This window comes from Nocardioides sp., from assembly GCF_047606145.1.
Taxonomy (GTDB): Bacteria; Actinomycetota; Actinomycetes; order Propionibacteriales; family Nocardioidaceae; genus Nocardioides.
Window position 1 is genome coordinate 1 of sequence record NZ_JASGET010000146.1, and the last position, 24,676, is coordinate 24,676.

The following is a 24,676-nucleotide window of genomic DNA, read 5'->3' on the forward strand; positions in this document are numbered from 1 at the left end:
GGCCGGCGAGTCCGCCGCGGCCCGGGTCGGCCCGAAGCGCCGCGGCCGGCCTCGCCGGCGGCACAGCGTGGCCAAGGTGCTCAGCGCGACGTTGATCGTGCTGGCGCTGACCAGCGGACTCGCCATGGCCTACGCCTACCGCCACTTCAGCGGCAACCTGACCGTCGTCGACATCGACAACGACGTGGTCGGCAGCCGGCCGGACAAGGCCGACACCAGCGGCCCGCACGAGCCGCTGAACATCCTGGTGATGGGATCGGACAGCCGGGACTGCTCGGGCTGCAACATCGACAACCTCACCGGCGATGGGCAGCGCTCGGACACCACCATCCTGTTGCACCTCTCCGCGGACCGGAAGCACGCCTACGGGGTGAGCATCCCGCGCGACACCATCGTCGACCGGCCGGAGTGCAAGAGCTCCAGCGGCGAGGTGATCCCGGCCGCCAGCGGTCAGATGTGGAACGCGGCGTTCGCGGTCGGCGGCCCGGCCTGCACGATCGCGCAGGTCGAGCACGTCACCGGCATCCGGGTCGATCACTTCATCGTCGTCGACTTCGAGAGCTTCAAGTCGATGGTCGACGCCATCGGTGGGGTGAAGGTGTGCATCCCGGAGACCTGGGACGACCGGGCGCACGGCATCTACCTCAAGGCCGGCACCCGCAAGATCTCCGGCAAGCAGGCCCTCGCCTACGTCCGGATCAGGCACGGCATCGGCGACGGCTCCGACCTCGGCCGGGTCAAGCGGCAGCAGGCGTTCATCGGCTCGATGGCGGCGCAGGTGCTCTCCTCCGACACCCTGTCCAACCCGGTGAAGGTGCTGAAGTTCCTCGACGCCGCGACCAAGGGCCTCACCGTCGACAAGGGCATGGGCAATCTGAAGAAGATGGCCGAGATCGGCGTCGGCTTCAAGGACATCGGCCTGGACAAGATCAAGTTCCTCACCGCGCCGTGGATGTACGACCCGGCCGACCCGAACCGGGTCGTGCTCACCGCGAAGGCCAAGACGCTGTGGAAGCGGCTGCGCAACGACAAGCCGCTGGGCCGGGCGCTGACCTCGGACTCGATCAACGCGGGCAGCACCGCCGGTGCGAAGAGCACCAAGAAGAACAGCACGAAGAAGTCGAAGGCGACCGGCAGCGCGTCCGCGTCGGCCGGATCCTCGGCGAGTACGGCGAGCGGCGACTCCTCGACGGGTTCGTCGGACTCCGCGCAGACCGCCGAGCAGAAGGCGTCGCTGGAGCAGGCGGGTCTGTGCACATGAGCCGGTCCGACGACCCGGAGCCGGGCGACCGGCCCGAGGACCGGTTGGATGACGGGTCCGAGGACCGGCCCGAGCCGAAGCCCGAACCCGAGCCCGAACCCGAGCCCGAACCCGAGTGGCGGCGCCGGCGCCGGCTGGCGCAGGTCTTCGGCGACGTACTCCCGGAGACGACGCGTGACGAACGCGCCGAGGACCGTTCGGAGGGCGACGGCGGCGAGTCGGCCACCGACGCCTGGCTGAGAGCACAGGTGCCGCCTCACCACGGCGGGTGAGACGGCACCTGGAGGGTGAGCAGTCGCGCTCAGACGCTCGTGCCCTGGCCGGAGACCAGCGCGTCGCGGATCTGGCTGAGCAGGGCGACCTCGTCCTCGCCCGGCTCCGGGTCGGGGAAGAAGCGCTCCTTCGCCCGGGTGTAGGGGACCACGACGAAGAAGTAGACAACCGCGGCGAGGATCACGAACGAGATCAGTGCGACGATGAACGCCCCGATGTGAATGCCTCCCGGGATCCAGTTGGCCATGCCGTCGTTCAGGCCGCCGGCCTTGCCGACGAGGTCCATGATGATGGTGACGAACGCGGTCACGACGGTGCCGAAGGCACCACCGATGACCACGGCGATCGCAAGGGAGACCAGGTCACCCTGTAGTAGGAACTTCTTGAATCCACCCATGTGTGATCTCTCTCCTGATTCATTGTGAGGTGACCGGGAGAACCTCGAGACGGGCGGTGACGTCACGACGCATAGGCATAGGTGAGGAATTCGGCCACCCCGGCGGAGGTGACTGTCTCCACCTCGCTTGAGGCGACCCCGATGACAATTAAACGGCCCTGCAGCCCGTTTGTGACGCCATCTGACGCGGCGTTTTCCGACGCCGTGGTCAGATCGTCCGCATCCTCGGGCAGGCCGAGCACCCACGCGTCGGTCGCGACCGGCATGGTCCGGCCGGTGGCGGCGTCGGTGGCGTAGAGGTCGATCCGGTCTCCGACGTCGAGCAACTCGGACATGCCGGCGTCGGACATCCGGACCGGCACGGCGACCACTCCGGGATGCCCCGCGACGAGGTCGGGGCCGCTCATCCGGCGGTCGGTGAACGCCTCACCACGACGCAGTGGCGCGGCCAGCCGCTCGCCGACCGGGTCGGCCATCGCCCCGTCGGGTACGACGCCGGGCGCGACCTGGATCGAGGCCACGTCCGCGTCGCCCAGCACCGTGCCGGCCGCCAGGTCCCGTGCCGCCACGCTCAGCGTGACGGTCTCGGGCGGTGCCGGCCGGGCCGCTTGCAGGGCGAGCGCGGCGGCCAGGGTGGCCAGGGCGAACGCGATCAGGCGGCGGTGCGCGAGCAGCCGACGCCGGAGGCGGTGCGCGAGTCGGGCCAGAGCGGGAAACATGGCCCGAGGCTACGAAAGCGCGAGCGTTTCGCCGGCCGGTCCTCCACAGGTCCGCCGGTCAGGCGCGCTGTCCACAGACAGGCATGTGGTGAGCGGCCGGGCCCGTCTCCGGTCAGGAGGCGGCGGAGGAGGCCGACGAGCCGGACTTCGCCGACGAGTCCGAGGAACCGGACCCCGAGGATCCCGACGAGGATCCCGACGAGGATCCGGACGAGGACCCGGACGACGACGTGGACGACGACCCGGCCGCGCCGGACGACTCGGATCCGGACCCGGATCCGGACGAGGAACGGCTGTCGGTGCGGTAGAAGCCCGAGCCCTTGAACACCACACCCGCTGCGCTGAACACCTTGCGCAGCCGGCCGCTGCACTCCGGGCACACGGTCAGGGCGTCCTCGGTGAAGCTCTGGAACTGGTCGAACTGATGCCCGCACTCGGTGCAGGCGTACTGATAGGTGGGCACTGGTCTCCTCGCGGTACTCGGGCGCCTCCGGTCGTTCGGGGCGACGCCTGTGGCGCGTTGGCGACCGGACATGCGGTAGCACTCGCGCCATGCGAGTGCCAATATAGCCAACCGCTACCCGAACCTGACGATTCCCACCGAGCTCGCCGCCGCGCTCACTCGGCGGTCGTGGGCCTCCACCGGCACCGCGATCCCCACCTCGTCGGGATAGAGCAGCACGCAGGTGAACGTGCCCCGCGGCACCCGGGCCAGTGCTCGGTCGTAGGAGCCGCCGCCGCGGCCCAGCCGCGCCCCGGTCGGGTCGACGGCGAGGCCGGGCACCAGCACCGCGTCGGCGGTGGCGATCGCGTCGACGCCGAGCAACGGGCCGGGCGGTTCGAGCAGGCCGCGGGCGGCTCGTTCCAGCCGGCCGTCGTACACGCTCCAGTCGAGATCGTCGTCGGGCAGCAGCCGCGGCAGGATCACCCGGCGCCCGGAGGAGGCCAGCGCGTCCAGCAGGTCGCCGGTGCCGGGCTCGGACCCCACCGACACGTAGGCCGCGACGGTGGCCGCCCGCCGTACCTCGATGGCGTCGGTCAGAACAGCGGCCAGCGCGCGCGACGCCTCCCCGATTCCGGCGAGGTCTCGTCGGCCGCGAGCGGTCAGCAACTGGTCGCGCTGAGCGGCTTTGGCGTACCTAGCTGTCGTCTGTGGATCGGGAGAAGGTTGTGAATCAGGCACCGATGCAGCCTACGATCGGCTGTATGGGTAGCCCAGGGTTGGTCAAAGCCGTCGCGAAGATGCGCGACGCAGGCGTCGACGAGGTCGCCGTACAGACCTTCGCCCACTACTACCGGCAGCTCGAGCTCGGTGAGACCGGCATGATCGCCGAGGACACCATCGAGTCGGTCGACATGCCGACGCTGAGCGGGGTCGAGGTCTCCGCCACCGAGGCCCACGAGGCGATCACGGCCACGGCGGTGATCAAGCTCAACGGCGGCCTGGGCACCTCGATGGGGATGGACCGGGCGAAGTCGCTGCTGTGCGTGCGCAAGGGCATGTCCTTCCTGGACGTCATCGCGCGGCAGATCCTGCACCTGCGCAAGGCGTACGACGCCCGGCTGCCGCTGCTGCTGATGAACTCCTTCCGCACCTCCGCCGACAGCCTCGCCGCGCTGGCGCGCTACACCGACCTGGCGGTGCCGTCGTTGCCGTTGGAGTTCCGGCAGAACATGGAGCCGCGGCTGCTGGCCGACGACCTGAGTCCGCTGCAGTGGCCCAAGGACCCCGATCTGGAGTGGTGTCCGCCCGGGCACGGCGACATCTACACCGCGCTCCAGGGCACCGGCGTGCTGGACCTGCTGATCGAGCAGGGCTACCGCTATGTCTTCGTCTCCAACTCCGACAACCTCGGCGCGGTCCCGGAGCCGCGGATCGCCGGCTGGTTCGCGGCGTCGGGGGCGCCGTTCGCGATCGAAGCGGTCCGGCGTACCGCCTCGGATCGCAAGGGCGGTCACTTCGCCCGCCGCAAGGCCGACAGCCGGATCATCCTGCGAGAGACCGCGCAGACGCCGCCGGAGGATCTGGCCGCCCTGCAGGACCTCTCCCGGCACCGGTACTGCTCGACGAACAACATCTGGTTCGACCTCGCCGCGATGAAGCAGGCCCTGGAGATCCGCGACGGCATCCTCGGACTGCCGCTGATCCGCAACCGCAAGCATGCCGACCCGGGCGACCCCTCGACCCCGGACGTGATCCAGATCGAGACCGCGATGGGGGCGGCGATCGAGGTCTTCGACGACGCCCAGCTGATCGAGGTCGGACGCGACCGGTTCGTGCCGGTCAAGACGACCAACGACCTGCTGGTGCTGCGCTCCGACGTCTACGACGTGGCCGAGGGGTTCGTGCTGGACCAGGTCTCCCCGCAGATTCCGTACGTCGACCTGGACGGCGAGTACTACCGGCTGGTCGCCGACTTCGACCAGCGCTTCCCCGAGGGCGCTCCGTCGCTGAAGCAGGCCAGCTCGCTGACCGTCTCCGGTGACTGGACCTTCGGCCGTGGGGTCCGGGTGGTCGGCGACGTCAAGCTGGGTGCCCAGGGCGCCGAGCGGGTCGAGCCGGGCACGGTGCTCGACGAGCGCACCGACGACCTCGACCAGGACGACCTCGGCTAGTCCTCTCGCGGACCGGCCCCGACCTCGCCGAGCGCGGCTCCGAGACGCATCCGACCCGGGCTGCGCGCGTCGGTAGGGTTACGCAGGTGACCCCCGACGAGTACCAGGACCGCATCCTGGCCGAGGTCGCGCCGATGGCCGCCTTCCCGCAGCGGCTGCTCGACTGCGTCGGGCTCGCGTCCGCCGAGGAGGTGCGCTCCGGGGTCTCGTTGCCGGGCTTCGACAACTCGGCGATGGACGGCTACGCGGTCCGGTACGCCGACGTGCGCACGGCCTGCGCGGACGAGCCGGTGCGGCTGCCGGTGGTCGGCGAGATCGGTGCCGGTCGCGCCGACCTGCTCGCGCTGCCGTCCGGCTCCTGCGCCAAGATCATGACCGGCGCGCCGATGCCGACCGGCGCCGACGCGGTGGTGCCCTACGAGTGGACCGACCGGGGCGCCGCCTGGGTGAGCATCTCCCAGGCGCCCGCGGAGCACCAGCATGTTCGCTACGCCGGCGAGGACGTGGCCGTGGGCGATCTGGTCATCGCCGAGGGGACCGTGCTCGGCCCACGGCACCTCGGCCTGCTGGCCTGCGTCGGCCGGGACCGGATCGCGACCCGGCCCCGGCCACGGGTGGTGGTCATCTCGACCGGCTCCGAGCTGCGCGAGCCGGGCCAGCAGCTGGGTCACGGCGCCATCTACGACGGCAACTCCTACCTGCTGGCGGCGGCGGCCCGCCGGGTGGGTGCGCTGCCCACCCGGGTCGGGATCGTGGCGGACTCGCCCGCGGCCTTCCTCGGCACGCTGGAGGACCAGCTGCTGCGGGCAGACCTGGTGATCACCTCCGGCGGAGTCTCGATGGGCGACTACGACGTGGTCAAGGAGGCGCTCGCGCCGCGCGGCGTCTGGTTCGGCTCGGTCGCCATGCAGCCGGGCAAGCCGCAGGGATTCGGCCACCTCGGACCGGACCGGGTGCCGATCTTCTGCCTGCCCGGCAACCCGGTCTCCTCCTTCGTCTCCTTCGAGCTCTTCGTGCGGCCGGCGCTGCGGCGGCTGATGGGGATCGCCCCCGAGGTCGAGCCGACGCTGCCGGCCACGCTGACCCACGACGTGCCCTCGCCGAAGGGCCGCCGGCAGTATCTGCGCGGTCACTACGACGGCACCCACGCGACCGTCTCGCCGGTCGGTGGCCCGGGATCCCACCTGATCGGAGATCTGGCGCAGGCCGACGCGCTGTTGATCGTGCCGGCCGAGACGACGCTGATGCCGGCCGGGTCCCGGGTCGAGGTGATCGTGTTGCAGGACACCCCATGAGATTCCCTAGGTCAACCTCAGGCGGCAAGAAGTTGCATGGCGCCTCCGTGGGGTTGGGGGTTGTAGGCGGTGTTGGTTTGCCAGCAGCGCCAGATCACGCGGACCCATGCTCGGGCCAGGATGCGTGTGGCGTGGGGGTGGCGTTTGCCCCGGGCGATGGCCTCGTTGTAGACGTGCGCGGCCCAGGGGCTGGCGTGGCGGGAGTCGTCGGCGAAGTCCACGAGGGCGTTGCGCAGCTTCTTGTCGGCGGCCCAGCGGAACCCGACGGCGTGGTATTTGCCGGAGGCTCGGGTCACGGGCGCGACGCCGGCCAGCGCGGCGAGGGACTCCTCGTCGGGGAAGCGGGCCCGGACGTCGCCGATCTCGGCCAGCAGGGCGGCGGCGCGGACGCCGTGGCCGGCTCGCGGGAGGCTGGTGAAGATGTGGGCGTCGGCGTGGGCGTCGAGGCGTTCGACGATCTCGGCCTCGAGTTCGCGGGCCTGGTCGCGGACGGTCTCGACGGCTTTGAGCAGAGCGGCCACGCACACGGCGTGGCCCTCGGCCTCCTCGGCGGACAGGCCCGCGGGCGGGGCGTCGGCCACCCGGGCGTAGAGCTCGGTGACGCTGGTGCGGCCGCAGTAGGCGATGCGGCGCAGGAACGCCGCGAGCCGGGCTTGGGTCAGTTTCCTGGGGCCGCTGCTGGCCGAGTGCTGGGTCGGGTAGCGGCGCAGGAACGCGAGGCTGACGTCGCTGTCGAGGTCGTAGAACAGGCCGATGGCGCCGGGGAAGCAGCGCTCCAGCTCGGCACGGAGCTGGTTGACCAGCCCGACACGGGCCTCGACCAGCTGCTTGCGGGTACGCGACAGGGAGCGCAGCACCTGGGTGGCGTCGCTGTCCTGGGCCAGCGGCGTGAGCCGGTGACCGTCGGTGCGCAGCACGTCGGCCAGCAGGTAGGCGTCGCCGGCGTCGGACTTGGCGCCCGAGCCGCTGTAGCGCGACCGGAGGCCCTTGACCTGGCGCGGGGTGATGACGAAGACCTGGTGGCCGGCGTCAAGCAGTGCCTCGACCAGTGGGCCGTCGCAGCGCTCGATCGCCACGCCCTCGATCCCGAGCTTGGTCAGTCGCTTGACCAGGCCGGTGAAGGTCTTGCCGGTGTTGGGGATCTCGAAGCGCACCGTGATGGCGCCCTGGTCGTCGACCACGCAGATGGCGTGGGTCTTGGTGGCCCAGTCGATGCCGGCGTAGAGCCGCCGGACCCCCTGGGTGGGGTGGGTAGACATCTGGTTCGTCCTTCCGGTGGTGCTGTGGGTGATGATGGGTTAGGCACCGTCGGTGTCGAGAAGCCGGCCCGGATGCTCATTGCGTGGCGGTCCAACCCGCATATCCCTAGCGCCGGTGTTGGCTTCCCGGCCCGGCGGCTGCCGCAGATCTCATGCTGGTCCTCCACGGACAAGCGAGCAGGGCGGTCAGCCACCGGCCGGCGGTTCATCGGGAAGCCTCACCACACACCCGCTGCAATCAGCGCCGACACACGGATGGTGCACCAATGAGTGAGCGTCAGCAGGCGATCGCCGGGACCGACCTTCCTCTGGACGGCATCCGGGTCGTCGACCTCACCGTCGTCTGGTCCGGGCCGGGCGCCACCGCGCTCCTCGGCGACCTGGGCGCCGAGGTGATCCGGGTCGAGGGCAACGACCGGCTCAGCCGGCAGGTCTCGGCGAGGACGACCAAGGAGTCGATCGCCGCCACCGGCTACCACGGCGGCACCTACCCCGATCGTGACCCGGGCGAGCGGCCGTACGACCGGTTCGCGGTCTTCAACTGGCACGCCCGCAACAAGCTCTCGGCCTGCATGAACCTCGACACCCCGGAGGGCCACCAGGCCCTGCTCGACCTGGTCCGGGTCAGCGACGTGCTGGTGGAGAACAACTCCAACGGCGTGCTGGAGAAGCTGGGCATCGGCCACGAGCGGCTGCTGGAGATCAACCCGCGGCTGATCGTGGCGCGGATGCCGCCGTTGGGCATGTCCGGCCCGATCAGCGACTACCTGGGCTACGGCCCCAACTTCAACTCCCTGATCGGCATCGCCGCGATGGACGGCTACGAGGGCGAGGAGCCCGACTCGGCGGGGGAGAACTACCACATGGACGAGGCCGCGCCGGCCGGGCTGGGCTTCTCCGTGATCGCCGCGCTGTGGGACCGCGAGCGCACCGGCCGGGGTGGCCTGATCGAGTTCGCCCAGGCGGAGAACGTGATGGCCGAGGTCGGCGAGTTCGTGCTCGACTGGCAGGTCAACGGTCGCGACCCGGCGATCCTCGGCAACAGCGACCCGCACCTGCTCCAGGACGTCTTCGCCGCCGCCGGGGAGGACCGCTGGGTGGCGGTCTCGGTGCGCGACGACCGCGACTGGCGGGCGCTTCTCGAGGCCACCGGCCTGCGGCCGGAGCTCGCGACGCTGGGGTCGTCGGCGCAGGACCGGCACGAGCACTCCGGTGAGATCCGCGCGGCGCTGGCGCGGTGGTGCGTGGAGCGTACGCCGGAGACCATCGTCGGCCTGCTGGCCGAGGTTCGGATCCCGGTCGGCGAGGTGCTCGACGAGCCTGCCCTGTTGGCGGACCCGCACCTGACGGCACGCGGCTGGTTCCGCGAGCGTACGCACCCCTCCGTCGGCACCCACCGCTATCCGGGACACCCGTGGCGTACCGACGACTTCGAGCTGGCCTTCGGCCGCCCCACGCCCGGCTTCGGGGAGGACAACGACTACGTCTATCTCACCGTCCTGGGCTACGACCGCTCCACCTACGACGACCTGGTCGCCCGCGGCCTGGTCACCGACCACCAGATCGCCTGAAGGGATCCTCGTGTCCACTCTCATCCCCGACGAGGTCGCGGCCCGGGTCGGCACCGTCGCCGCCCGCGCCTCCGGCGAGGTCACCCGGCGCGAGTGGCAGCGCTGGGCGGTCGCCGTCGGCGACCTCGACCCGCTGTGGTTCGATCCCGACGCGGCCCGCGCGGCCGGCTACGACGACGTGATCGCGCCGCCGCTCTACGTGCAGTACGCCGTGCTCGGCGTGACGCCGCTCGACACCCTGCGCCCCGACGGCTCCTCCGGTGCGGCCTCGGGCAACCTCAGCTTCCCGCTGGCGCCGCGGCGGATGGCCGGCGGCGAGTCGACCACCTTCCACCTGCCCTGCTACCACCACGACGAGATCGCGATGGTGCGCACCATCGCATCGATCGAGGAGAAGCACGGCCGGTCGGGGTCGTTCGTCCTCGTCACCTGGCGCACCACCTACACCAACCAGCGCGACCAGCTCGTCGCCGAGGCGAGCACCTCGATGATCGCGCGCCCCGCAGAGGCAGGCCGATGACCACGCAGCTCTTCGGTGAGGACGTCCAGGCCGGTGACGAGCTGCCCGCGCTCGTGCTGAGCGTCGACGAGACCCGGATGTTCCTCTTCAGCGCGGCGACCTATAACGCCCACCGCATCCACTACGACAAGACGTGGGCGCGCGAGGTGGAGGGATACCAGGACGTGCTCGTCCAAGGTCCCCTGCAGGCCGCTCTGCTGGCGCGCGCGGTCACCGACTGGATCGGCCCCCGGGGCCGGCTGGTGACCTACTCAGCGCAGAACCGCGCCGTCGCCTTCCCGGGACAGGAGCTGGAGTTCGGCGGCCGGGTGAGCGCCGTACGCCGTGAGGACGACCGGGTCCTGGCCGAGCTGGAGCTGGTCGCGCGTCGCGGCGAGGACGTGCTGATGCCGGGCTCGGCGACGGTCTCGCTGCCGCTGCGCTCGGGCCGCTCCTCGGGCGGTGGGTCGTGAGGGAGCGCCGGCGAGCGACCGGCGGGATCCACATGTCGCCGCGCCCGTACTGTCTCCGCCCGATAACGGGGGTGGCGGCGTGAGTGGCCTGCGCGGCGAGGCCGCGATCGTCGGCATCGCCGAGCTGCCCGCGGAGCGCAAGCAGACCAGGCCGGAGCTGTTCACGATCGATCAGTACGCCCAGCTGGCCGCGATGACGATCCAGGACGCCGGCCTGGAGGCCTCCGCGGTCAACGGCCTGGTCACCCACGGCATCGCGGAGTCGGCGATGTTCGCGCCGGCCACGCTGTCGGAGTACCTCGGCCTGCCGCTCGACTACGGCGAGCGCGTCGACCTCGGCGGCGCCACCGCCGCCGGGATGGTCTGGCGGGCGGCGGCCGCGGTCGAGCTGGGCATCTGCCGTGCCGTGCTCTGCGTGGTGCCGGGCTCGCTGATGCTGCCTCGCTCGCAGCGCCGGCCGGCGCCCGAGCCGGACTGGTTCGGCGCGTCGAGCAACGCCTACGGCTCGCCCCAGGCCGAGTTCGAGATCCCGTACGGCAACGTCGGGCAGAACGCGCCGTATGCCCAGATCGCGCAGCGCTACGCGGCCGAGTTCGGCTATGACCCGCGGGCCACGGCCAAGATCGCCGTCGACCAGCGCAACAACGCCTGCGCCCACCCCGGCGCGGTCTTCCACGGCAGGCCGATGAGCATCGAGGACGTGCTGGCCAGCCCGATGATCGCCGACCCGCTGCACATGCTGGAGGTGGTGATGCGGGTGCAGGGCGGTGCCGCGGTGCTGATCGCCGACGCCGAGCTGGCGGCCCGGTCGCGGCACCGGCCGGTGCGGATCACCGGCTTCGGCGAGCACATCGCCTTCAAGACCCCGACCTACGCCGACGACCTCGTCCGTACGCCGATCGCCCGCGCCGCCGACACCGCGTTCACGATGGCCGGGCTCGAGCGCGAGGACGTGGACATGGCCTCGCTCTACGACTGCTACACGATCACGGTGCTGATGACGCTGGAGGACGCCGGCTTCTGCCCGAAGGGCACGGGGATGAGCTGGGTGCTCGAGCACGATCTGACCTTCCGCGGCGACTTCCCGGTCAACACCGCCGGCGGGCAGCTCTCCTTCGGGCAGGCCGGGATGGCAGGCGGCATGCACCACGTCGTCGACGGCGCGCGGCAGGTGATGGGACGGGCGGGGTCGGCGCAGGTGCGCTCGTGCGACACCGCGTTCGTGACGGGAAACGGCGGCATCATGAGCGAGCAGGTCGCCCTCCTGCTGCAGGGAGCGTGAGTCCTGTGCCCATCCCCATCCCCGAGCCCACGCCGGTCTCCCGGCCGTTCTGGGACGCGCTGCGCGAGCACCGGATCCTCATCCAGTTCTCCCCGTCGCTCGACGCCTACGTCTTCTATCCGCGTACGCTCGCGCCCGGCACCCTCGCCGACGACCTGGAGTGGCGGGAGATCTCCGGCGCCGGGACGCTCTACACGGTCACCGTGGCCGAGCGTCCCACCGCGCCGCCGTGGGCCGACGCCGTGCCCCAGGTCCTCGCCGTCGTGGAGTGGGACGAGGGGCCGCGCTTCAGCACCGAGCTGGTCGACGTCGACCCCGCCGACCTCCGGATCGGGATGCGGGTCAGCCCGGTCTTCTGCGACGACCCGGAGTCGGGGATGACGCTGCTGCGCTACGGGCCTGCCGGCGGCGCTCGCACAGTGTCACGGTGACACTGTGGGCTGTGGGTGACAGTTGCAAAGGTCACGTACGCCGCAAGATGTCACGGTGACGCTTTGCCCGGTGCCGAGCCCGGCGTACGCCCCGGGGCGGACTCCTGCGCGATCCGACTGACCCGGTCGAGGTCGGCGAGCATGGCATCGGCGCGGTCGCGCTCGTCGGCGTAGTAGCGCTCCGACCACTGCAGCACCAGCTGCGGGTAGGCCCAGCCGGGCTCGTCGGCGCTGCCCTCGGCATCGGCGGCCGCCCGGACCCGCATCTTCTCCGAGCGGTCGCGGTGCTCGGTCAGCATCGCGCGCAGCTTGTCGGGGTCGGTGGTGTGGCCGAGCCACATCCGCAGCATCACGCCGTGCTTGAGCACCGGCGTCTCCACCGGCGCCTCGCTGGCCCAGCGCGCCAGCGTCGCCTGGCCGGCCTCGGTGATCGCGTAGAGCCGCTTGTTGCGCAGGTCGTCCTTGGTCACCACCCGCGAGCTGGTGAGGCCGAGCGCCTCCAGCTTGTGCAGCTCGCCGTAGATCTGGCTGAAGGACGGCGCCCAGTAGAAGAACCTCAGGCTCCAGTCCGCCCACTTCTTCAGGTCGTAGCCGGAGAGCTCCTCGCCGAAGGAGAGCAGGCCCAGCACCGCCCAGCTGGTGGCGCGGAGCTGCGGCAGCTCGGGACTCTCCGCGATCTCGGGAGGCAGCGCGTCGTCGGCCATGCGCCGCAGCCTACGTGGCCGCTCGCCCCTTCCCTCGGGTAGGCTCCTCGTGCGAATATACCTATTAGGAATACACCTGACAGGACCAGGAGGACGGATGACGTCGCTCGCAGAGGCCCATCCGGCGGTCGCCGGTGAGGTCGTCCGGATGCTCGCCGCGCTCGACGAGGGCTTCCCGCCGGTGTGGACGATGACCGGTGCCGAGGCGCGCGCCGCGCTCGCGGCCCGGGTCGTGCCGGTGGACAACCTCGACGACGCGGTCGCCGAGGACCGGGTGCTCGACGGCCCGGGCGGCCCGTTGCCGGTGCGGATCTACCGCCCGAACGGCCCCGGCGACGCGGGCGAGGAGCCCACGACCAGGTCCGCGATCGTCTTCTTCCACGGCGGCGGCTTCGTCTTCTGCAGCATCGAGAGCCACGACGGCTTCTGCCGCTGGATGGCGCGCCACACCGGCGCGGTCGTGGTCTCGGTCGACTACCGGCTCGCCCCCGAGCACCGTGCGCCCGCGGCGGCCGAGGACGCCTACGCCGCCACCGTCTGGGTCGCCGAGCAGCACCTGGAGCTCGGCGTCGACCCCGTGCGGATCGTGGTCGCCGGCGACAGCGCGGGCGGCAACCTGGCCGCCGTCGTGCCGCTCATGGCGCGCGACCGCCGGGGTCCGGCGCTGGCCGCCCAGCTGCTGATCTATCCGGTCGTCGCGCCGGACTTCACCACCGCGAGCTACCAGGGGTTCGGCGAGGGCAACTTCAACACCACGGCGGCGATGCGGTGGTACTGGGAGCAGTACCTGGGCGACACCGACCCCGACGCGTACGTCGTGCCGACCCTCGCCGAGAGCCTCGCCGGCCTCCCGCCCGCGATCGTCGTGACCGCCGGGCGCGACCCGCTGTGCAGCGAGGGTCGCGCGTACGCCGCGGCCCTGCGCGAGGCCGGTGTGCCGGTGCGACAGCGGCACTATCCCGAGCTGTTCCACGGCTTCCTGACCATCGGCCCCTTCGGCCCGGCCGCTGCGGCGCGCGAGCTGCTGTGGGCCGACCTCGGCCACCACCTCCGTCCTTCCGAAAGGCCCTCCGCATGACGACCAACGCACCGCTCGACGTGCTGGTGATCGGGGCCGGCTTCGCCGGTCTCTACGCCGCCCACCAGGCCGTGGAGCACGGCCACACCGTCCTCGGCCTCGAGGCCGGGGACGGCCCGGGCGGCACCTGGTACTGGAACCGCTACCCCGGCGCCCGTTGCGACGTGGAGAGCCTGGACTACTCCTACTCCTTCGATCCCGAGCTGCAGGAGGAGTGGCGGTGGAGCGAGCGGTACGCCACCCAGCCCGAGATCCTCGCCTACGTCGAGCATGTGGCCGATCGGTACGGCCTGCGCGACCGCTTCCGCTTCGAGCAGCGGGTCGTGGCCGCCACCTTCGACGAGGAGCGGGTGCTGTGGACGGTGCGGACCGAGTCCGGTGAGGAGCACGTCGCCCGGTGGCTGATCTGCGCGACCGGCAGCCTCTCCGCGGTCAACCGGCCGAACATCCCCGGCCTCGACGACTTCGAGGGCGACCTGCTGATGACCTCGCAGTGGCCTCGAGAGGGGTACGACCTGACCGGCAAGCGGGTCGGGATCATCGGCACCGGCTCCTCGGGTGTCCAGTCGGTGCCGCTGCTGGCCCGCGACGCGGCCAGCCTCACCGTCTTCCAGCGCAGCCCCAACTACTCGGTGCCGGCCTTCAACCGGCCGCTGACCGAGGAGGAGCAGGCCGAGGCCCGGCGTACGTACCCCCAGCGACGGGCGGCCTCCTTCGCCAGCGGTGGTGGCTCGCCCTACCTCGCGTGGCCGCGTGAGTTCGCCGACATCGACGAGGCCGAGCGGACCGAGGCGTTCGAGGACCGCTGGCGGGCCGGCGGGGTGCTCTTCGGCAAGACCTTCAGCAATCAGTACGTGGACGCCGAGGTCAACGACGCCGCGCGTGAGTTCGCCGTCGCCAAGATCCGCTCGGTGATCGAGGATCCCGAGGTGGCGGAGAACCTGATCCCGACCGACCACCCGATCGGCACCAAGCGGATCTGCACCGACAGCGGTTACTTCGAGACCTTCAACCGCGACAACGTCGAGCTGGTCAACCTGCGCCGCGATCCCATCGAGACGATCACCAGCTGGGGCGTGAAGACCGAGCAGGGCGCCTACGAGCTCGACGTGCTGGTGCTGGCCACCGGCTTCGACGCGATGACCGGTGCGATGACCCGGATGGACATCCGCGGCCCGCGCGGCGACGTGATGGCGGAGACCTGGTCCGAGGGCCCGCTCACCCATCTCGGCCTGTCGGTCCCCGGCTTCCCCAACCTCTTCACGCTCAACGGGCCCGGCAGCGCCTCCGTGCTGGCCAACATGGTGCTCACCGCCGAGCACCAGGTCGACTGGGTCTACGACCTGATCCAGCATTGCGAGGAGGAGGGCTTCACGACCGTCGAGGCGCGCGCCGACGCCGCGCGGGCGTGGACCGAGCACATCGACGAGACCGCGCGGGGGACGCTCTTCTACCAGGCGAACTCGTGGTATCTCGGCTCCAATATCGAGGGCAAGAAGCGGACGTTCATGCCGTTCATCGGCGGCTTCGCGACCTACATCGAGCGCTGCGAGCAGGCGAAGGAGCTGGGCTACGCCGGCTTCGTCCTCGGCTCCTGATCCGGGCTGGTTGACTGGGCCGCATGCCAACCGAGCCGACCCATCTGGCGCAGCTGTGCCGGCTCCGCGCGCAGACCCATGCGGCCTCGTGCGCCGTCGACGACGGCGTCTCCCGGGTGACCTACGCCGAGCTGGCTGTGCGAGCGGAGGCGGTGGCCGTACGGCTGCGCGAGCTCGACATCGGCCCCGGCGACCGGGTCGTGCTGCAGGGGCGCAACCGGGTCGCGTGGGTGGTGGCCGCCTTCGGCGCACTGGCGGCCGGGGCCACGCTGGCACCGATCGGGCACGGCGTGCCCGACCCCGAGCGGGAGCGACTGCTCGCCACGCTGGCGCCGGCGGCGGTGGTCGCCGAGTCTGCCGGCCAGGACGGGGCGAGGGTGCGGTGGCTGAGCTTCGACGAGGTGATGGCGCCGGCACGAAGACGGGACTCGGCGTCACAAAGCGCGGACTCAGGCTTACTTTCACCGGGCTCGGGCGAACAAAGGCCGGGGTCGACGGAGGCGGTGGCGCTGGTGCTGGCGAGCTCGGGCACCACCGGGGCGGTCAAGCTGGTGCCGATGACGCACCGGCAGCTGCTGCGGCTCTACGCCGACGTGACGGCCAGACTGGGCGTCACCGAGGACGACCGCCTGCTCGGCGTCCTGCCGCTGGCCCACTCCTTCGGCCTCAACGGGATGCTGCTGGTGGCGATGCTCGCGGGCGCGACCGTACATCTGTGCCCCGCCTACGACCGCGAGGGCACCGCGGCACTGATCCGCGAGGAGCGGCTGAGCGTGCTCTCCGGGCCGCCGACGCTCTTCCACGACCTGGAGCGGTACGCGGGACCCGACGGCTTGGAGGGGACCGCGCGGCTCGCCGTTGTCGGCGGCCAGACCGTCCAGGTGGAGCCGCTGCTCGCCGCCGCCCGGCGGCTGGGGCTGCGCGAGGTGGTGATCGGCTACGGCATGACCGAGGCCTGCGGCACCGTCGCGCTCGCCCGCCTGACCATCCCACCCCCCGCCGACCCCGGCCTGTGTTCCGCCGAGACCGGCGAATGTGCGGCCGAGCCCGGCGATGTGCCGGCCGCGCTGACCCCGATACCAGGGGTCGAGCTGCGGATCGGTCGCCCGGATGCCCCGCTGCCGGCAGGCGTACCGGGGCCGATCCTGGTACGCGGCTACAACGTCGCCGTGCCGGCGGTGGACGGCTGGTACGACACCGGCGATCTCGGTGTCCTGGACGCCGGAGGCCTGCTCAGCGTGATCGGCCGCAGCAGCGACCGGGTCATCGTGTCGGGCTTCAACGTCCATCCCCGCGACGTGGAACGGGTCCTGGTCACGCATCCCGAGGTGGAGCAGGTCGTGGTGGTCGGTGTCCCCGACGAGCGGCGCGGCGAGCGCCTGGTGGCCTGCGTGGTCCCGGGCGAGGGGACGCTCGACACCGAGGAGTTGCGCGCCTTCGCGCGCGAGCGGCTCTCGGCGTACCAGGTGCCGACCGACGTCCTGGTCTTCCCCGATCTCCCGCTGACCCCCACGGGCAAGATCGCCCGCGCCGTACTCCTCGACCGGGTGACCGACCGCCTGGCGACGGGTCCCCTTCCGCCCCGCGAAGGGAGTCTTCCCGCCCCGCGAGATGACGGTGCGGCGGTCCGCAAAGTGTCACCGTGACAGCTTGCGCTGTGAGTGACACATCCGTCCTGTCACCCACGCCGCAAAGTGTCACCGTGACACCTTGGTGGCGGGCGGCGGCAGCTCTCTCGGCCTCGAGGGTCACTCCTGGAAGCCGAGTACGGCCCGGGTCATCGCGTTGCGGGTGTCGAGGAGGTCGGCGAGGGCCTGGTCGAGGTCGTCCGCCATCACCTCCAGAGCGGTCGCCGCGCCCGAAGCTCCGTCCCCGTCGCGGTCGGCGGCGATGACCGCCGCTCGGCGGAGCAGCTCCTTGAGGAAGGAGGCGGTGACGCCGTCGGTGCGATCGAGGACGCCGTCGAGGCGGCTGAGGTCGAGGTCGAGGGCGCCGCGATAGAGCTCGATGAGCCGGTGTCTGGCCGCTCGGTCGGGGAGGTCGATGTGTACGGCCTGGTCGACGCGGCCGGGGCGGGAGGCGAGCGCGGGCTCGAGCAGGTCGGCCCTGTTGGTGGTGAGCAGGAAGGTGACGTCGGCGTCCTCGTCGAGACCGTCCATCTCGTTGAGCAGGGTGAAGAGCAGCGGCGCTGAGCCGTCGTAGTGGTCGCGCTCCTGGGCGATCAGGTCGACGTCCTCCACGACGATCATGGCGGGCTGGAGGGTCCGCGCGATCGAGCAGGCGTCCCGGATGCCGCCGAGGGTCTCGCCGGTGAGCTGGACGATCGTCGTCCCGGTCAGCTCGCTCATCAGGTAGCGCACCGTGTGGGTCTTGCCGACGCCCGGAGCCCCGTAGAGGAGCAGGCCGCGCTTGAGGTGCTGTCCGGCCGCCCGGAGGCGGGCGCTGTTGCGGGCCACCCCGACCACCTGGCGGCGTACGTCGGCGAAGGTCTCGGCGGGGAGGATCAGCTCGTCGGGCGCCATCACCGGCCGCTCGTGGAAGCGCAGCAGCGAGGAGCGCTCGCCGAACATGCTGTGCCCGAAGGAGACCACCTGGCCGCGATAGACGTTGAGCCGGAGCGTCGCTCGCGCAGCTCCGCCGCCAGCTGTTGGGCCTTGTCGAGGGCGTGGCAGACCAGCTCGAGGGCGACCTCATGGGTGTCATTGTCGGCGTCCGGTGTCTGGAGGAGGAGGGCGATCGGCTCCTCGTCCACCTCGGTCAGGATCACCGTCGGCCGCAGGCACTCGCGGGTGGCGCCGCCCGGTCCGCACGGCAGCGACACCCGGGTGACGTTGCCCGGCCGCGGCCCGTGGAGCTCCTGCATCGGGTCGCCGCCGAGCAGGTCGGAAAGCTGGAAGGGACCGCGGTGGCGATAGTTCGTGATGCCGACCAGCTCGTGGGGCCGCTCCGCCAGCCCGGCGTCGAGGGCGGCCTGGACGTTGACGTGCTCGTAGGCCGGCCAGCGCTCCTCGACGATCGGCAGGTGGGCGGCCGCGCCACCGAGGTGGGCCTCGATGATGCTGCGCAGCGTCGGCCGGTCGGCGGCCCGGGCCTGATGCACGAACCGTCGCATCAGGTGCCGGCCGTAGCGGCTGAGGTCGGCGATCTCGAAGGCAGCCTCCTCCTGCGGGGCGGGCGCGGTGACCGGGCTGTAGGCGGCCCATCCGAAGCTGGCACGTTCCATGCGCATCACAGTAGGTCGTGCCGCCTCGGGCGTACGTGCCTTTGGGCGGGAAGGTCCCCTTCGGGTTCCGGCCAACGGGATCCCGTGCCCGACGTGGGGCGGGAGTTCCTAACCTCGCGGCAGGAGAGAGGAGAGGCCGATGACGCTGACGCTGAGCGGGCTGGAGGGCCGGGTCGCGGTGGTGACCGGCGCCGGCCGGATGCGATCCATCGGCCGGTCGGTCTGTCTCGAGCTGGCCCGGGCTGGGTGCGACCTGGTGGTGACCGGGACCGGTCGCGATCCGCGGAGCTTCCCCGAGGACGAGCGGGCGGTGGGCTGGCGAGACGTGGAGTCGGCCTGCGAGGAGGTCCGGGCGCTGGGCGGCACGGCGCTGCCGGTGGTCGCCGACGTCTCCACCCAGCAAGGGGTGGTCCGGGTGCTCGATGCCGCCGACGAGGGGTTTGGCGGGGTCGACTTCCTGGTCAACAACGCAGCGGCCGGGCGTGGCGGGGACCGGGTGCCGGTCGTCGACCTCGACCCCGCGGTGTGGGACCGGGTGATCGCGGTCAACCTCGGTGGCACCTTTGCGATGAGCCGCGAGTTCGCACGCCGCCGGCTGGCGGCCGGCCGCGGTGGCGCGATCGTCAATGTCTCCTCGATCGGGGGCAAGCTCGCGGGCGCCGGGACCGCGGCGTACTCCGCCTCCAAGGCAGGCGTCCAGGCGCTCACCTCCTCGATGGCCAAGGAGCTGGGGCCGCACGGCATCCGGGTCAACGCGGTCTGCCCGGGCGTCACCGAGACCTCTCGCCTCGACGACCTCTCGCCGCAAGAGTGGCAGGCGTACGTCGAGGCGAACCTCCCGCTGCGCCGCGCCGGCGCGCCCGAGGAGGTCGCCGCCCTGATCGCGTTCCTGCTCAGCGAGCAGTCCGGCTGGGTGACCGGCCAGTCCTGGAACATTGACGGCGGTCAGTTGACGATCCGATGACGGCGCCGCCGATGACCCCGACGTATGGCACCAGCCCGCTCCCGCCCCTGGAGACCCTGCGCGGCCGCCGAGCCCTGGTGACCGGCGCCGCCCTGGCTGAGCGGCTCGCCGCGGTGGGCGTGGACGTCGTCGTCACCGGGCGGACCGAACACGCCGGCGACTCCGGCCTGTACGGCTCGCTGGCGGAGGTGGCCGAGCGGATCGCGCGCCACGGCGTCCGGGTGGGCACCGTGGTCGCCGACCTGACCGACCCGGAGCAGCGCACCGGGATCGTGCCGAGCGCCGAGGAGCTGCTGGGCGGACCGATCGACCTCCTGGTCAACAACGCCGCGGCGGCGATCTATCAGCCGCTGGCCGACTATCCGCTGCACCGTCGTCATCTGGTCTTCGAGGCCAACGTGCACGTACCGCTCGACCTCGTCCAGGCGGTGCTGCCGGGGATGCTCGCCCGCGGGGAGGGCTGGATCGTCAACGTCTCCAGCGCGACCGCCCGGCTGCGCCAGGGGCCGCCGTTCGTGCTCGTCCCGCCGGGGACGGCGATGTCGGTGTACGGCGCCTCCACGGCCGCGCTCAACCGGCTGACCAACGGCCTCGGCGCCGAACTGCTGGGGACGGGCGTCCGGGTCAACGGCGTCGAGCCCCGCTTCGGCGTCCTCACCGAGGGCGCCGACGCGCTGGTGGGCGAACTGATCGACACGGCGGTGATGGAGTCGATGGCGGAGATGGTGGAGGCGATCCTGGCTCTGTGCCGATGTTCCGCGGAGGTCGCCGGGCAGGCGATGGTCAGCCTCGATCTGATCGACCATTGGAAGGTGCCGGTCAACGGGACTGGCCCCTGACGGCCGTGGGCGGCGACTGTTACCGTGTCAAACCAAGCGCTTGTTTGTGAGGAGGGATCGTGACGCTCGAACTCGACGCGTTCGTCGGGCAGGAGGCCGAGCCGCCCCGGGTGGCCCGCTACGAGGCCAGCCGGGCGATGATCCGCAACTGGATCGAGGCGCTCGACGACGACAACCCGGTCTACGTCGACGTCGACGCGGCCCGGGCCACCGGACGTACGGACGTCATCGCGCCGCCGGCGATGATCTCGACCTGGGTGATGGCGGGCTACCGCCGTCACCGCGAGATCCACCGCAAGCGGGCGGCCGGGGTGGTCGAGGACTTCGCGTACTCCCGGCTGCTGAGCCTGCTCGACGAGGCCGGCTTCACCTCGATCGTGGCGACGGACGTGGAGCAGGCCTACGTCCGCGAGGTCACCCCGGGCACCCACGTGACCTGCCACTTCACCATCGAGGCGGTCTCGGAGGAGAAGGCCACCGGCCTCGGCCGGGGCCACTTCATCACGCTGCGCAAGCGGTACGTCGACGCCGACGGCGACCTGCTGGTCGACGAGAGGTTCCGGGTGCTGCGCTTCCGCCCGGCCGGCGCCGAGACCACCGAGACCATCGGGGCCGCCGAGACCGAGGGGAGCGACGCATGACGACCGTGCCGCGCCTGACCATCACCCAGGACAACGAGTTCTGGTTCGAGGCCGCCCGCGAGGGCCGGCTGCTGATCCAGCGCTGCGCCGACTGCGGCCACCTGCGCCACCCACCGGGGCCGGCCTGCCCGCAGTGCCGCTCCTTCGAGTGGGACACGGTCGAGGCCAGCCGTCAGGCGCGCCTGCACAGCTGGACCGTCCTGCACCACCCCAAGGACGACGCCTTCACCTACCCCCTCGCCGTCGGATTGGTCGACCTGCCCGAGGGCGCCCGCCTGGTGGCCGACATCGCCGGCGTCGACCACGACCAGCTGCACATCGGGATGGAGCTCGAGGTCGGCTTCGCCGAGCACGCCCACGGCGAGACGCTGCCGCAGCTGCGCCTGCCGGGGACGGAGGCCCGATGAGCGAGCGCCAGCGAGCGAATAGTTCTATGCCGTGCGGTTGTGCCTCATCGGCGCCCGGAGCGAAGCGAGGACGTCGATGAGCTTCCAGCAGTTCCCCCGGCCCCAGGTCGGGGACCGGCTCCCCGACCTGGCGATCCCGATGGACCGCACCCGGATCGTCGCCGCAGCGATCGCCTCCCAGGACTTCGAGGACGTCCACCACGACCCGTCGAAGGCGGCGGAGCGGGGGATGCCGGACATCTTCATCAGCATCAACTCCACCAACGGCCTCCTGGACCGCTACCTGACCGACTGGGCCGGGCCCACCGCGCGCATCCACAAGGTCGCTCTCCGGCTGGGCGTCCCGCTCTTCCCGGGCGACACCCTCACGCTGACCGGCGAGGTCACGGCGGTGGAGGACGGCCTGGTGAGCGTCACGATCACCGGCAGCAACGCCCGCGGGGTCCATGTGAAGGCGACCGCGTCGCTGGGCGACATCACTCGTACAGGGGTGAAGGCATGACTTTCTCCGGCAAGGCGGCGATCGCCGGCATCGGTGCGACGGAGTTCTCCAAGAACTCCGGCCGCTCGGAGTGGCGGCTGGCCTGCGAGGCGGTGCTGGACGCGCTGGCGGACGCTCAGATCCCGGTCGAGGAGGTGGACGGCATGGCGTTGTTCACCATGGAGAACAATCCCGAGATCGCCGTCGCCCGCGCGCTCGGCATCCCGGAGCTGACCTTCTTCTCCCGGATCCCGCACGGTGGCGGAGGCGCCTGCGCCCCGGTCATGCAGGCCGCGATGGCGGTCGCCACCGGGGTCGCCGACGTGGTCGTGGTCTATCGGGCGTTCAACGAGCGCTCCGGCCACCGCTTCGGTGCCGGCCCGCCGCCGTTCGCGTACACCGCCAGCACCGACCAGGAGTACCGCAACTGGATCAACCCGTACGGCCTGCTCACGCCGGCCCAGCAGGAGGCGTTCCTGGCGCGACGCTACATGCACGAGTACGGCGCGACCAGCGCCGACTTCGGGGCGATCTCGGTGCTCTCCCGCAAGCACGCGGCGAACAACCCCAAGGCCTGGTTCTACGAGCGCCCGATCACGCTGGAGGAGCACCAGGCCTCCAGGATGATCGCCGACCCGATCCGGCTGCTCGACTGCTGCCAGGAGAGCGACGGCGGGGTGGCGCTGGTGATCGTCTCGGCCGAGCGCGCCCGCGACCTGCCGCATCCGCCGGCGATCATCGAGGCGGCGGCGCAGGGCGTCGGTCCGCAGCAGATCTCGATGTCGAGCTACTACCGCGAGGACATCGACGCGATGCCCGAGGTGGAGCTGGTCGCGCGCCGGATGTGGGAGCAGGCCAGCATCGGCCCCGACCAGGTCGACGCGGCGATCCTCTACGACGCGTTCACCCCGATGGTGCTGCTCCAGCTGGAGGAGTACGGCTTCTGCGGCCGTGGCGAGGCGCGGCACTTCATCGCCGACGGCCATCTCGAGCTCGACGGCCGGTTGCCGATCAACACCAACGGCGGCCAGCTCGGTGAGGGCTACATCCACGGCGTCAACGGGATCGCGGAGGGCGTCCGTCTCATCCGGGGCAGCTCGGTCAACCAGCCCGCCAAGCAGCTCGACCACGTGCTGGTCACCGGCGGCTCACCGGTGCCGCACAGCGCCCTGATCCTGGGCAGTGACGCGTGATCACCGACACCACGCCGGTCGTGCTCGACGCCGTCCGCACGCCGTTCGGCAAGCGCGAGGGCCGGCTGGCGCCCTACCACGCTGGCGACCTGCTGGGCCGGGTCCAGTCCGGCGTCCTGGACCGGCTCGGCCTCGACCCGGCCGAGGTCGGGCAGGTGATCGGCGGCTGCGTGACCCCGGTGGGGGAGCAGTACGGCCACATCACCCGGACCGCCTGGCTCTACGCCGGGCTGCCGACGCGGACCGGTGCCACCACCATCGACGCCCAGTGCGGCACCGCCGCACAGGCGACCTTGCTGCTGGCCGGTCAGATCGCGATGGGCGCCCTCGACCTCGGCGTCTCCTGCGGCGTCGAGCTGATGTCCCGGGTGCCGCTGACCGCCAAGGTCGGCACCGGGCTGGGCACGCCTCGCCCGGAGGACTGGCCCTTCGACGTCCCGGACCAGTACACCGCCGCCGACCGGATCGCCCGGCACCGTGGCCTCGGCCGGACCGACCTCGACGCCTTCGGGCTGCGCTCTCAGGAGCGCGCGCAGGCGGCCTGGGCGGCCGGCCGGTTCGACGGCCAGGTGCTGCCGGTCGGCGAGGTCACCCGTGACCAGGGCCTGCGCGAGACCAGCATGGAGGCATTGGCCGGCCTGCGCACCGTCAAGGAGGGCGGCCTGCACACGGCAGGCACCTCCTCCCAGGTCAGCGACGGCGCCAGCGCAGCCGTGCTCGCCTCCGCGCGCCGGGCCCGCGAGCTCGGCCTCACGCCGCGAGCGCGGATCGCGGCGCAGTGCGTCGTCGGCGGCGACCTGGAGCTCATGCTCGACGGGCCGGTCGAGGGCGGCCGGCTCCTCTTCGAGCGGCTGGGCATGAAGCCGGGCGACATCGACGTCTACGAGGTCAACGAGGCCTTCGCGGCGGTGCCGATGTCCTTCGCCCGGGTGCACGGGATCGACGAGGAGCGGCTCAACCCCAACGGCGGCGCGATCGCGCTGGGCCACCCCGCCGGTGCCACCGGGATCCGGCTGATCGCCACCGCGCTCGACGAGCTCGTACGCCGCGACGGCCAGCTCGCGATGGTCGCCATCTGCGCCTCCGCGTCGACCACCTGCCTGGTCCTGGAGCGACTGTTGTGACGGGCGTCGAATGAGCCTCGCCATCACCGAGGAGCACCGCGACCTGGCCGCCGCGGTGACGGCGTTCGTCGCCGGCGAGGCGCCGCTGGCCGCTACGCGCGCGGAGCTGGAGGAGCATGCCGCCGGACGACCGGCGAAGAGCTGGGACAGGCTGGTCGCACAGGGGTTCCACGCGGTGCACCTGCCCGAGGAGGTCGGCGGCGACGGTGCCGGCCTGACCGAGCTCGCGGTCATCGCCGAGGCGCTGGCGCACGGGCTCTTCCCGGGGCCGTTCCTGACGACCGTACGCGCCGGGGCGGTGCTGACCGCCGCGCCGGCGAGCCCCGCCCGCGACCGCGCGCTGCGCAC

At 71.7% G+C, this 24,676-nt stretch carries 28 protein-coding genes; 20 read left to right on the forward strand and 8 right to left on the reverse strand.

Going from position 1 to position 24,676, the window contains the following annotated elements; translation table 11 throughout:
* Together QM638_RS19540 and QM638_RS19545 are read left to right on the forward strand one after the other, a co-directional pair.
* Positions 1 to 1,261 (forward strand): LCP family protein (locus QM638_RS19540; RefSeq protein ID WP_415144734.1); only part of this gene is annotated, 1,261 nt, incomplete at its 5' end.
* Complete coding sequence (locus tag QM638_RS19545; protein ID WP_415144736.1) at positions 1,258 to 1,533, forward strand: hypothetical protein; 276 nt, start codon at positions 1,258 to 1,260, stop codon at positions 1,531 to 1,533. The genes QM638_RS19540 and QM638_RS19545, both read left to right, overlap by 4 nt.
* 29 nt (positions 1,534 to 1,562) lie before the next feature.
* Here QM638_RS19545 and QM638_RS19550 read toward each other — a convergent pair whose 3' ends face one another.
* The 4 genes from QM638_RS19550 to QM638_RS19565 all read right to left on the reverse strand — a co-directional run bounded on the left by QM638_RS19550 (position 1,563) and on the right by QM638_RS19565 (position 3,833).
* Complete coding sequence (locus QM638_RS19550) at positions 1,563 to 1,931, reverse strand: MscL family protein (RefSeq protein ID WP_415144738.1); 369 nt, start codon at positions 1,929 to 1,931, stop codon at positions 1,563 to 1,565.
* A 62-nt stretch (positions 1,932 to 1,993) separates the two neighbouring features.
* Positions 1,994 to 2,650: an SAF domain-containing protein gene (locus QM638_RS19555; RefSeq protein ID WP_415144739.1), complete on the reverse strand. Its 657-nt coding sequence runs from the start codon at positions 2,648 to 2,650 to the stop codon at positions 1,994 to 1,996.
* 112 nt (positions 2,651 to 2,762) lie between these two features.
* Positions 2,763 to 3,113, reverse strand: coding sequence for an FmdB family zinc ribbon protein (locus QM638_RS19560; protein ID WP_415144741.1), 351 nt, complete (start codon positions 3,111 to 3,113; stop codon positions 2,763 to 2,765).
* Between the two features lie 114 nt (positions 3,114 to 3,227).
* Positions 3,228 to 3,833: a 5-formyltetrahydrofolate cyclo-ligase gene (locus QM638_RS19565; RefSeq protein ID WP_415144743.1), complete on the reverse strand. Its 606-nt coding sequence runs from the start codon at positions 3,831 to 3,833 to the stop codon at positions 3,228 to 3,230.
* 23 nt (positions 3,834 to 3,856) lie between these two features.
* On the opposite strand from QM638_RS19565, the gene QM638_RS19570 reads away from it, so the two are divergent.
* The gene (locus QM638_RS19570) at positions 3,857 to 5,266 is read left to right on the forward strand and encodes a UTP--glucose-1-phosphate uridylyltransferase (RefSeq protein WP_415144745.1); all 1,410 of its coding nucleotides are present in this window, start codon (positions 3,857 to 3,859) and stop codon (positions 5,264 to 5,266) included.
* An 86-nt stretch (positions 5,267 to 5,352) separates the two neighbouring features.
* On the forward strand, positions 5,353 to 6,561 hold the full coding sequence (glp, locus tag QM638_RS19575) for a gephyrin-like molybdotransferase Glp (RefSeq protein ID WP_415144747.1): 1,209 nt from the start codon (positions 5,353 to 5,355) through the stop codon (positions 6,559 to 6,561).
* Between the two features lie 17 nt (positions 6,562 to 6,578).
* Here the strand turns inward: glp and QM638_RS19580 are convergent, their stop codons facing one another.
* On the reverse strand, positions 6,579 to 7,820 hold the full coding sequence (locus tag QM638_RS19580) for an IS110 family transposase (protein ID WP_415144749.1): 1,242 nt from the start codon (positions 7,818 to 7,820) through the stop codon (positions 6,579 to 6,581).
* 266 nt (positions 7,821 to 8,086) lie between these two features.
* Here QM638_RS19580 and QM638_RS19585 point away from each other — a divergent pair, with 266 nt between their 5' ends.
* From QM638_RS19585 to QM638_RS19605, 5 genes are all read left to right on the forward strand, one after another.
* The gene (locus tag QM638_RS19585; RefSeq protein ID WP_415144751.1) at positions 8,087 to 9,391 is read left to right on the forward strand and encodes a CaiB/BaiF CoA transferase family protein; all 1,305 of its coding nucleotides are present in this window, start codon (positions 8,087 to 8,089) and stop codon (positions 9,389 to 9,391) included.
* A 10-nt stretch (positions 9,392 to 9,401) separates the two neighbouring features.
* Positions 9,402 to 9,911 carry a MaoC family dehydratase N-terminal domain-containing protein gene (locus tag QM638_RS19590; protein WP_415144753.1) on the forward strand — a complete coding sequence of 170 codons (510 nt, stop codon included), beginning with the start codon at positions 9,402 to 9,404 and terminating at the stop codon, positions 9,909 to 9,911.
* Positions 9,908 to 10,363 carry a hypothetical protein gene (locus QM638_RS19595; protein ID WP_415144755.1) on the forward strand — a complete coding sequence of 152 codons (456 nt, stop codon included), beginning with the start codon at positions 9,908 to 9,910 and terminating at the stop codon, positions 10,361 to 10,363. The genes QM638_RS19590 and QM638_RS19595 overlap by 4 nt, the downstream gene beginning before the upstream one ends.
* Positions 10,364 to 10,442: 79 nt before the next feature.
* Complete coding sequence (locus QM638_RS19600; protein ID WP_415144757.1) at positions 10,443 to 11,645, forward strand: thiolase family protein; 1,203 nt, start codon at positions 10,443 to 10,445, stop codon at positions 11,643 to 11,645.
* Between the two features lie 5 nt (positions 11,646 to 11,650).
* Positions 11,651 to 12,076: a Zn-ribbon domain-containing OB-fold protein gene (locus QM638_RS19605; RefSeq protein WP_415144759.1), complete on the forward strand. Its 426-nt coding sequence runs from the start codon at positions 11,651 to 11,653 to the stop codon at positions 12,074 to 12,076.
* 50 nt (positions 12,077 to 12,126) lie between these two features.
* Here QM638_RS19605 and QM638_RS19610 read toward each other — a convergent pair whose 3' ends face one another.
* The gene (locus QM638_RS19610) at positions 12,127 to 12,780 is read right to left on the reverse strand and encodes a helix-turn-helix transcriptional regulator (protein ID WP_415144760.1); all 654 of its coding nucleotides are present in this window, start codon (positions 12,778 to 12,780) and stop codon (positions 12,127 to 12,129) included.
* 97 nt (positions 12,781 to 12,877) lie between these two features.
* On the opposite strand from QM638_RS19610, the gene QM638_RS19615 reads away from it, so the two are divergent.
* The 3 genes from QM638_RS19615 to QM638_RS19625 are packed head-to-tail and all read left to right on the forward strand — an operon-like array spanning position 12,878 to position 17,102.
* Positions 12,878 to 13,858 carry an alpha/beta hydrolase gene (locus QM638_RS19615; RefSeq protein ID WP_415144762.1) on the forward strand — a complete coding sequence of 327 codons (981 nt, stop codon included), beginning with the start codon at positions 12,878 to 12,880 and terminating at the stop codon, positions 13,856 to 13,858.
* Positions 13,855 to 15,456 (forward strand): flavin-containing monooxygenase, encoded by a 1,602-nt coding sequence (locus tag QM638_RS19620; protein ID WP_415144764.1) that lies wholly within the window; start codon positions 13,855 to 13,857, stop codon positions 15,454 to 15,456. The genes QM638_RS19615 and QM638_RS19620 overlap by 4 nt, the downstream gene beginning before the upstream one ends.
* A gap of 23 nt (positions 15,457 to 15,479) precedes the next feature.
* Positions 15,480 to 17,102, forward strand: coding sequence for a class I adenylate-forming enzyme family protein (locus tag QM638_RS19625; protein WP_415144766.1), 1,623 nt, complete (start codon positions 15,480 to 15,482; stop codon positions 17,100 to 17,102).
* 102 nt (positions 17,103 to 17,204) lie between these two features.
* Here QM638_RS19625 and QM638_RS19630 read toward each other — a convergent pair whose 3' ends face one another.
* Positions 17,205 to 18,047, reverse strand: coding sequence for an AAA family ATPase (locus tag QM638_RS19630; protein WP_415144768.1), 843 nt, complete (start codon positions 18,045 to 18,047; stop codon positions 17,205 to 17,207).
* Positions 17,978 to 18,679, reverse strand: a complete 702-nt coding sequence (locus QM638_RS19635) for a hypothetical protein (RefSeq protein ID WP_415144770.1) — start codon at positions 18,677 to 18,679, stop codon at positions 17,978 to 17,980. Before QM638_RS19635 ends, QM638_RS19630 begins: the two co-directional genes overlap by 70 nt.
* A gap of 139 nt (positions 18,680 to 18,818) precedes the next feature.
* Between QM638_RS19635 and QM638_RS19640 the strand changes: the two genes are divergently transcribed.
* From QM638_RS19640 to QM638_RS19675, 8 genes are all read left to right on the forward strand, one after another.
* The gene (locus tag QM638_RS19640; RefSeq protein ID WP_415144772.1) at positions 18,819 to 19,643 is read left to right on the forward strand and encodes an SDR family NAD(P)-dependent oxidoreductase; all 825 of its coding nucleotides are present in this window, start codon (positions 18,819 to 18,821) and stop codon (positions 19,641 to 19,643) included.
* Between the two features lie 11 nt (positions 19,644 to 19,654).
* Complete coding sequence (locus QM638_RS19645; protein ID WP_415144774.1) at positions 19,655 to 20,482, forward strand: SDR family NAD(P)-dependent oxidoreductase; 828 nt, start codon at positions 19,655 to 19,657, stop codon at positions 20,480 to 20,482.
* Positions 20,483 to 20,541: 59 nt separating this feature from the next.
* On the forward strand, positions 20,542 to 21,123 hold the full coding sequence (locus QM638_RS19650) for a MaoC family dehydratase N-terminal domain-containing protein (RefSeq protein WP_415144776.1): 582 nt from the start codon (positions 20,542 to 20,544) through the stop codon (positions 21,121 to 21,123).
* Positions 21,120 to 21,530, forward strand: coding sequence for a Zn-ribbon domain-containing OB-fold protein (locus QM638_RS19655; RefSeq protein WP_415144778.1), 411 nt, complete (start codon positions 21,120 to 21,122; stop codon positions 21,528 to 21,530). The genes QM638_RS19650 and QM638_RS19655 overlap by 4 nt, the downstream gene beginning before the upstream one ends.
* A gap of 76 nt (positions 21,531 to 21,606) precedes the next feature.
* Positions 21,607 to 22,032, forward strand: coding sequence for a MaoC/PaaZ C-terminal domain-containing protein (locus tag QM638_RS19660; protein WP_415144780.1), 426 nt, complete (start codon positions 21,607 to 21,609; stop codon positions 22,030 to 22,032).
* Positions 22,029 to 23,204: a lipid-transfer protein gene (locus QM638_RS19665; protein WP_415144781.1), complete on the forward strand. Its 1,176-nt coding sequence runs from the start codon at positions 22,029 to 22,031 to the stop codon at positions 23,202 to 23,204. The genes QM638_RS19660 and QM638_RS19665 overlap by 4 nt, the downstream gene beginning before the upstream one ends.
* Positions 23,201 to 24,328 carry a steroid 3-ketoacyl-CoA thiolase gene (locus tag QM638_RS19670; RefSeq protein ID WP_415144783.1) on the forward strand — a complete coding sequence of 376 codons (1,128 nt, stop codon included), beginning with the start codon at positions 23,201 to 23,203 and terminating at the stop codon, positions 24,326 to 24,328. The genes QM638_RS19665 and QM638_RS19670 overlap by 4 nt, the downstream gene beginning before the upstream one ends.
* Before the next feature lie 10 nt (positions 24,329 to 24,338).
* The coding region (locus tag QM638_RS19675; RefSeq protein WP_415144785.1) for an acyl-CoA dehydrogenase family protein at positions 24,339 to 24,676 on the forward strand (338 nt) is incomplete at its 3' end.

Bases quoted from the DNA above. Each gene is read 5' to 3' on its own strand.
- QM638_RS19665 (WP_415144781.1), top strand. From the start codon at position 22,029: ATGACTTTCTCCGGCAAGGCGGCGATCGCCGGCATCGGTGCGACGGAG.
- QM638_RS19645 (WP_415144774.1), top strand. From the start codon at position 19,655: ATGACCCCGACGTATGGCACCAGCCCGCTCCCGCCCCTGGAGACCCTG.
- QM638_RS19585 (WP_415144751.1), top strand. From the start codon at position 8,087: ATGAGTGAGCGTCAGCAGGCGATCGCCGGGACCGACCTTCCTCTGGAC.
- QM638_RS19580 (WP_415144749.1), bottom strand. From the start codon at position 7,820: ATGTCTACCCACCCCACCCAGGGGGTCCGGCGGCTCTACGCCGGCATC.
- QM638_RS19620 (WP_415144764.1), top strand. From the start codon at position 13,855: ATGACGACCAACGCACCGCTCGACGTGCTGGTGATCGGGGCCGGCTTC.
- QM638_RS19595 (WP_415144755.1), top strand. From the start codon at position 9,908: ATGACCACGCAGCTCTTCGGTGAGGACGTCCAGGCCGGTGACGAGCTG.
- QM638_RS19640 (WP_415144772.1), top strand. From the start codon at position 18,819: ATGACGCTGACGCTGAGCGGGCTGGAGGGCCGGGTCGCGGTGGTGACC.
- QM638_RS19555 (WP_415144739.1), bottom strand. From the start codon at position 2,650: ATGTTTCCCGCTCTGGCCCGACTCGCGCACCGCCTCCGGCGTCGGCTG.
- QM638_RS19635 (WP_415144770.1), bottom strand. From the start codon at position 18,679: ATGGAACGTGCCAGCTTCGGATGGGCCGCCTACAGCCCGGTCACCGCG.
- QM638_RS19655 (WP_415144778.1), top strand. From the start codon at position 21,120: ATGACGACCGTGCCGCGCCTGACCATCACCCAGGACAACGAGTTCTGG.
- QM638_RS19660 (WP_415144780.1), top strand. From the start codon at position 21,607: ATGAGCTTCCAGCAGTTCCCCCGGCCCCAGGTCGGGGACCGGCTCCCC.
- QM638_RS19625 (WP_415144766.1), top strand. From the start codon at position 15,480: ATGCCAACCGAGCCGACCCATCTGGCGCAGCTGTGCCGGCTCCGCGCG.
- QM638_RS19550 (WP_415144738.1), bottom strand. From the start codon at position 1,931: ATGGGTGGATTCAAGAAGTTCCTACTACAGGGTGACCTGGTCTCCCTT.
- QM638_RS19545 (WP_415144736.1), top strand. From the start codon at position 1,258: ATGAGCCGGTCCGACGACCCGGAGCCGGGCGACCGGCCCGAGGACCGG.
- QM638_RS19570 (WP_415144745.1), top strand. From the start codon at position 3,857: ATGGGTAGCCCAGGGTTGGTCAAAGCCGTCGCGAAGATGCGCGACGCA.
- QM638_RS19615 (WP_415144762.1), top strand. From the start codon at position 12,878: ATGACGTCGCTCGCAGAGGCCCATCCGGCGGTCGCCGGTGAGGTCGTC.
- QM638_RS19610 (WP_415144760.1), bottom strand. From the start codon at position 12,780: ATGGCCGACGACGCGCTGCCTCCCGAGATCGCGGAGAGTCCCGAGCTG.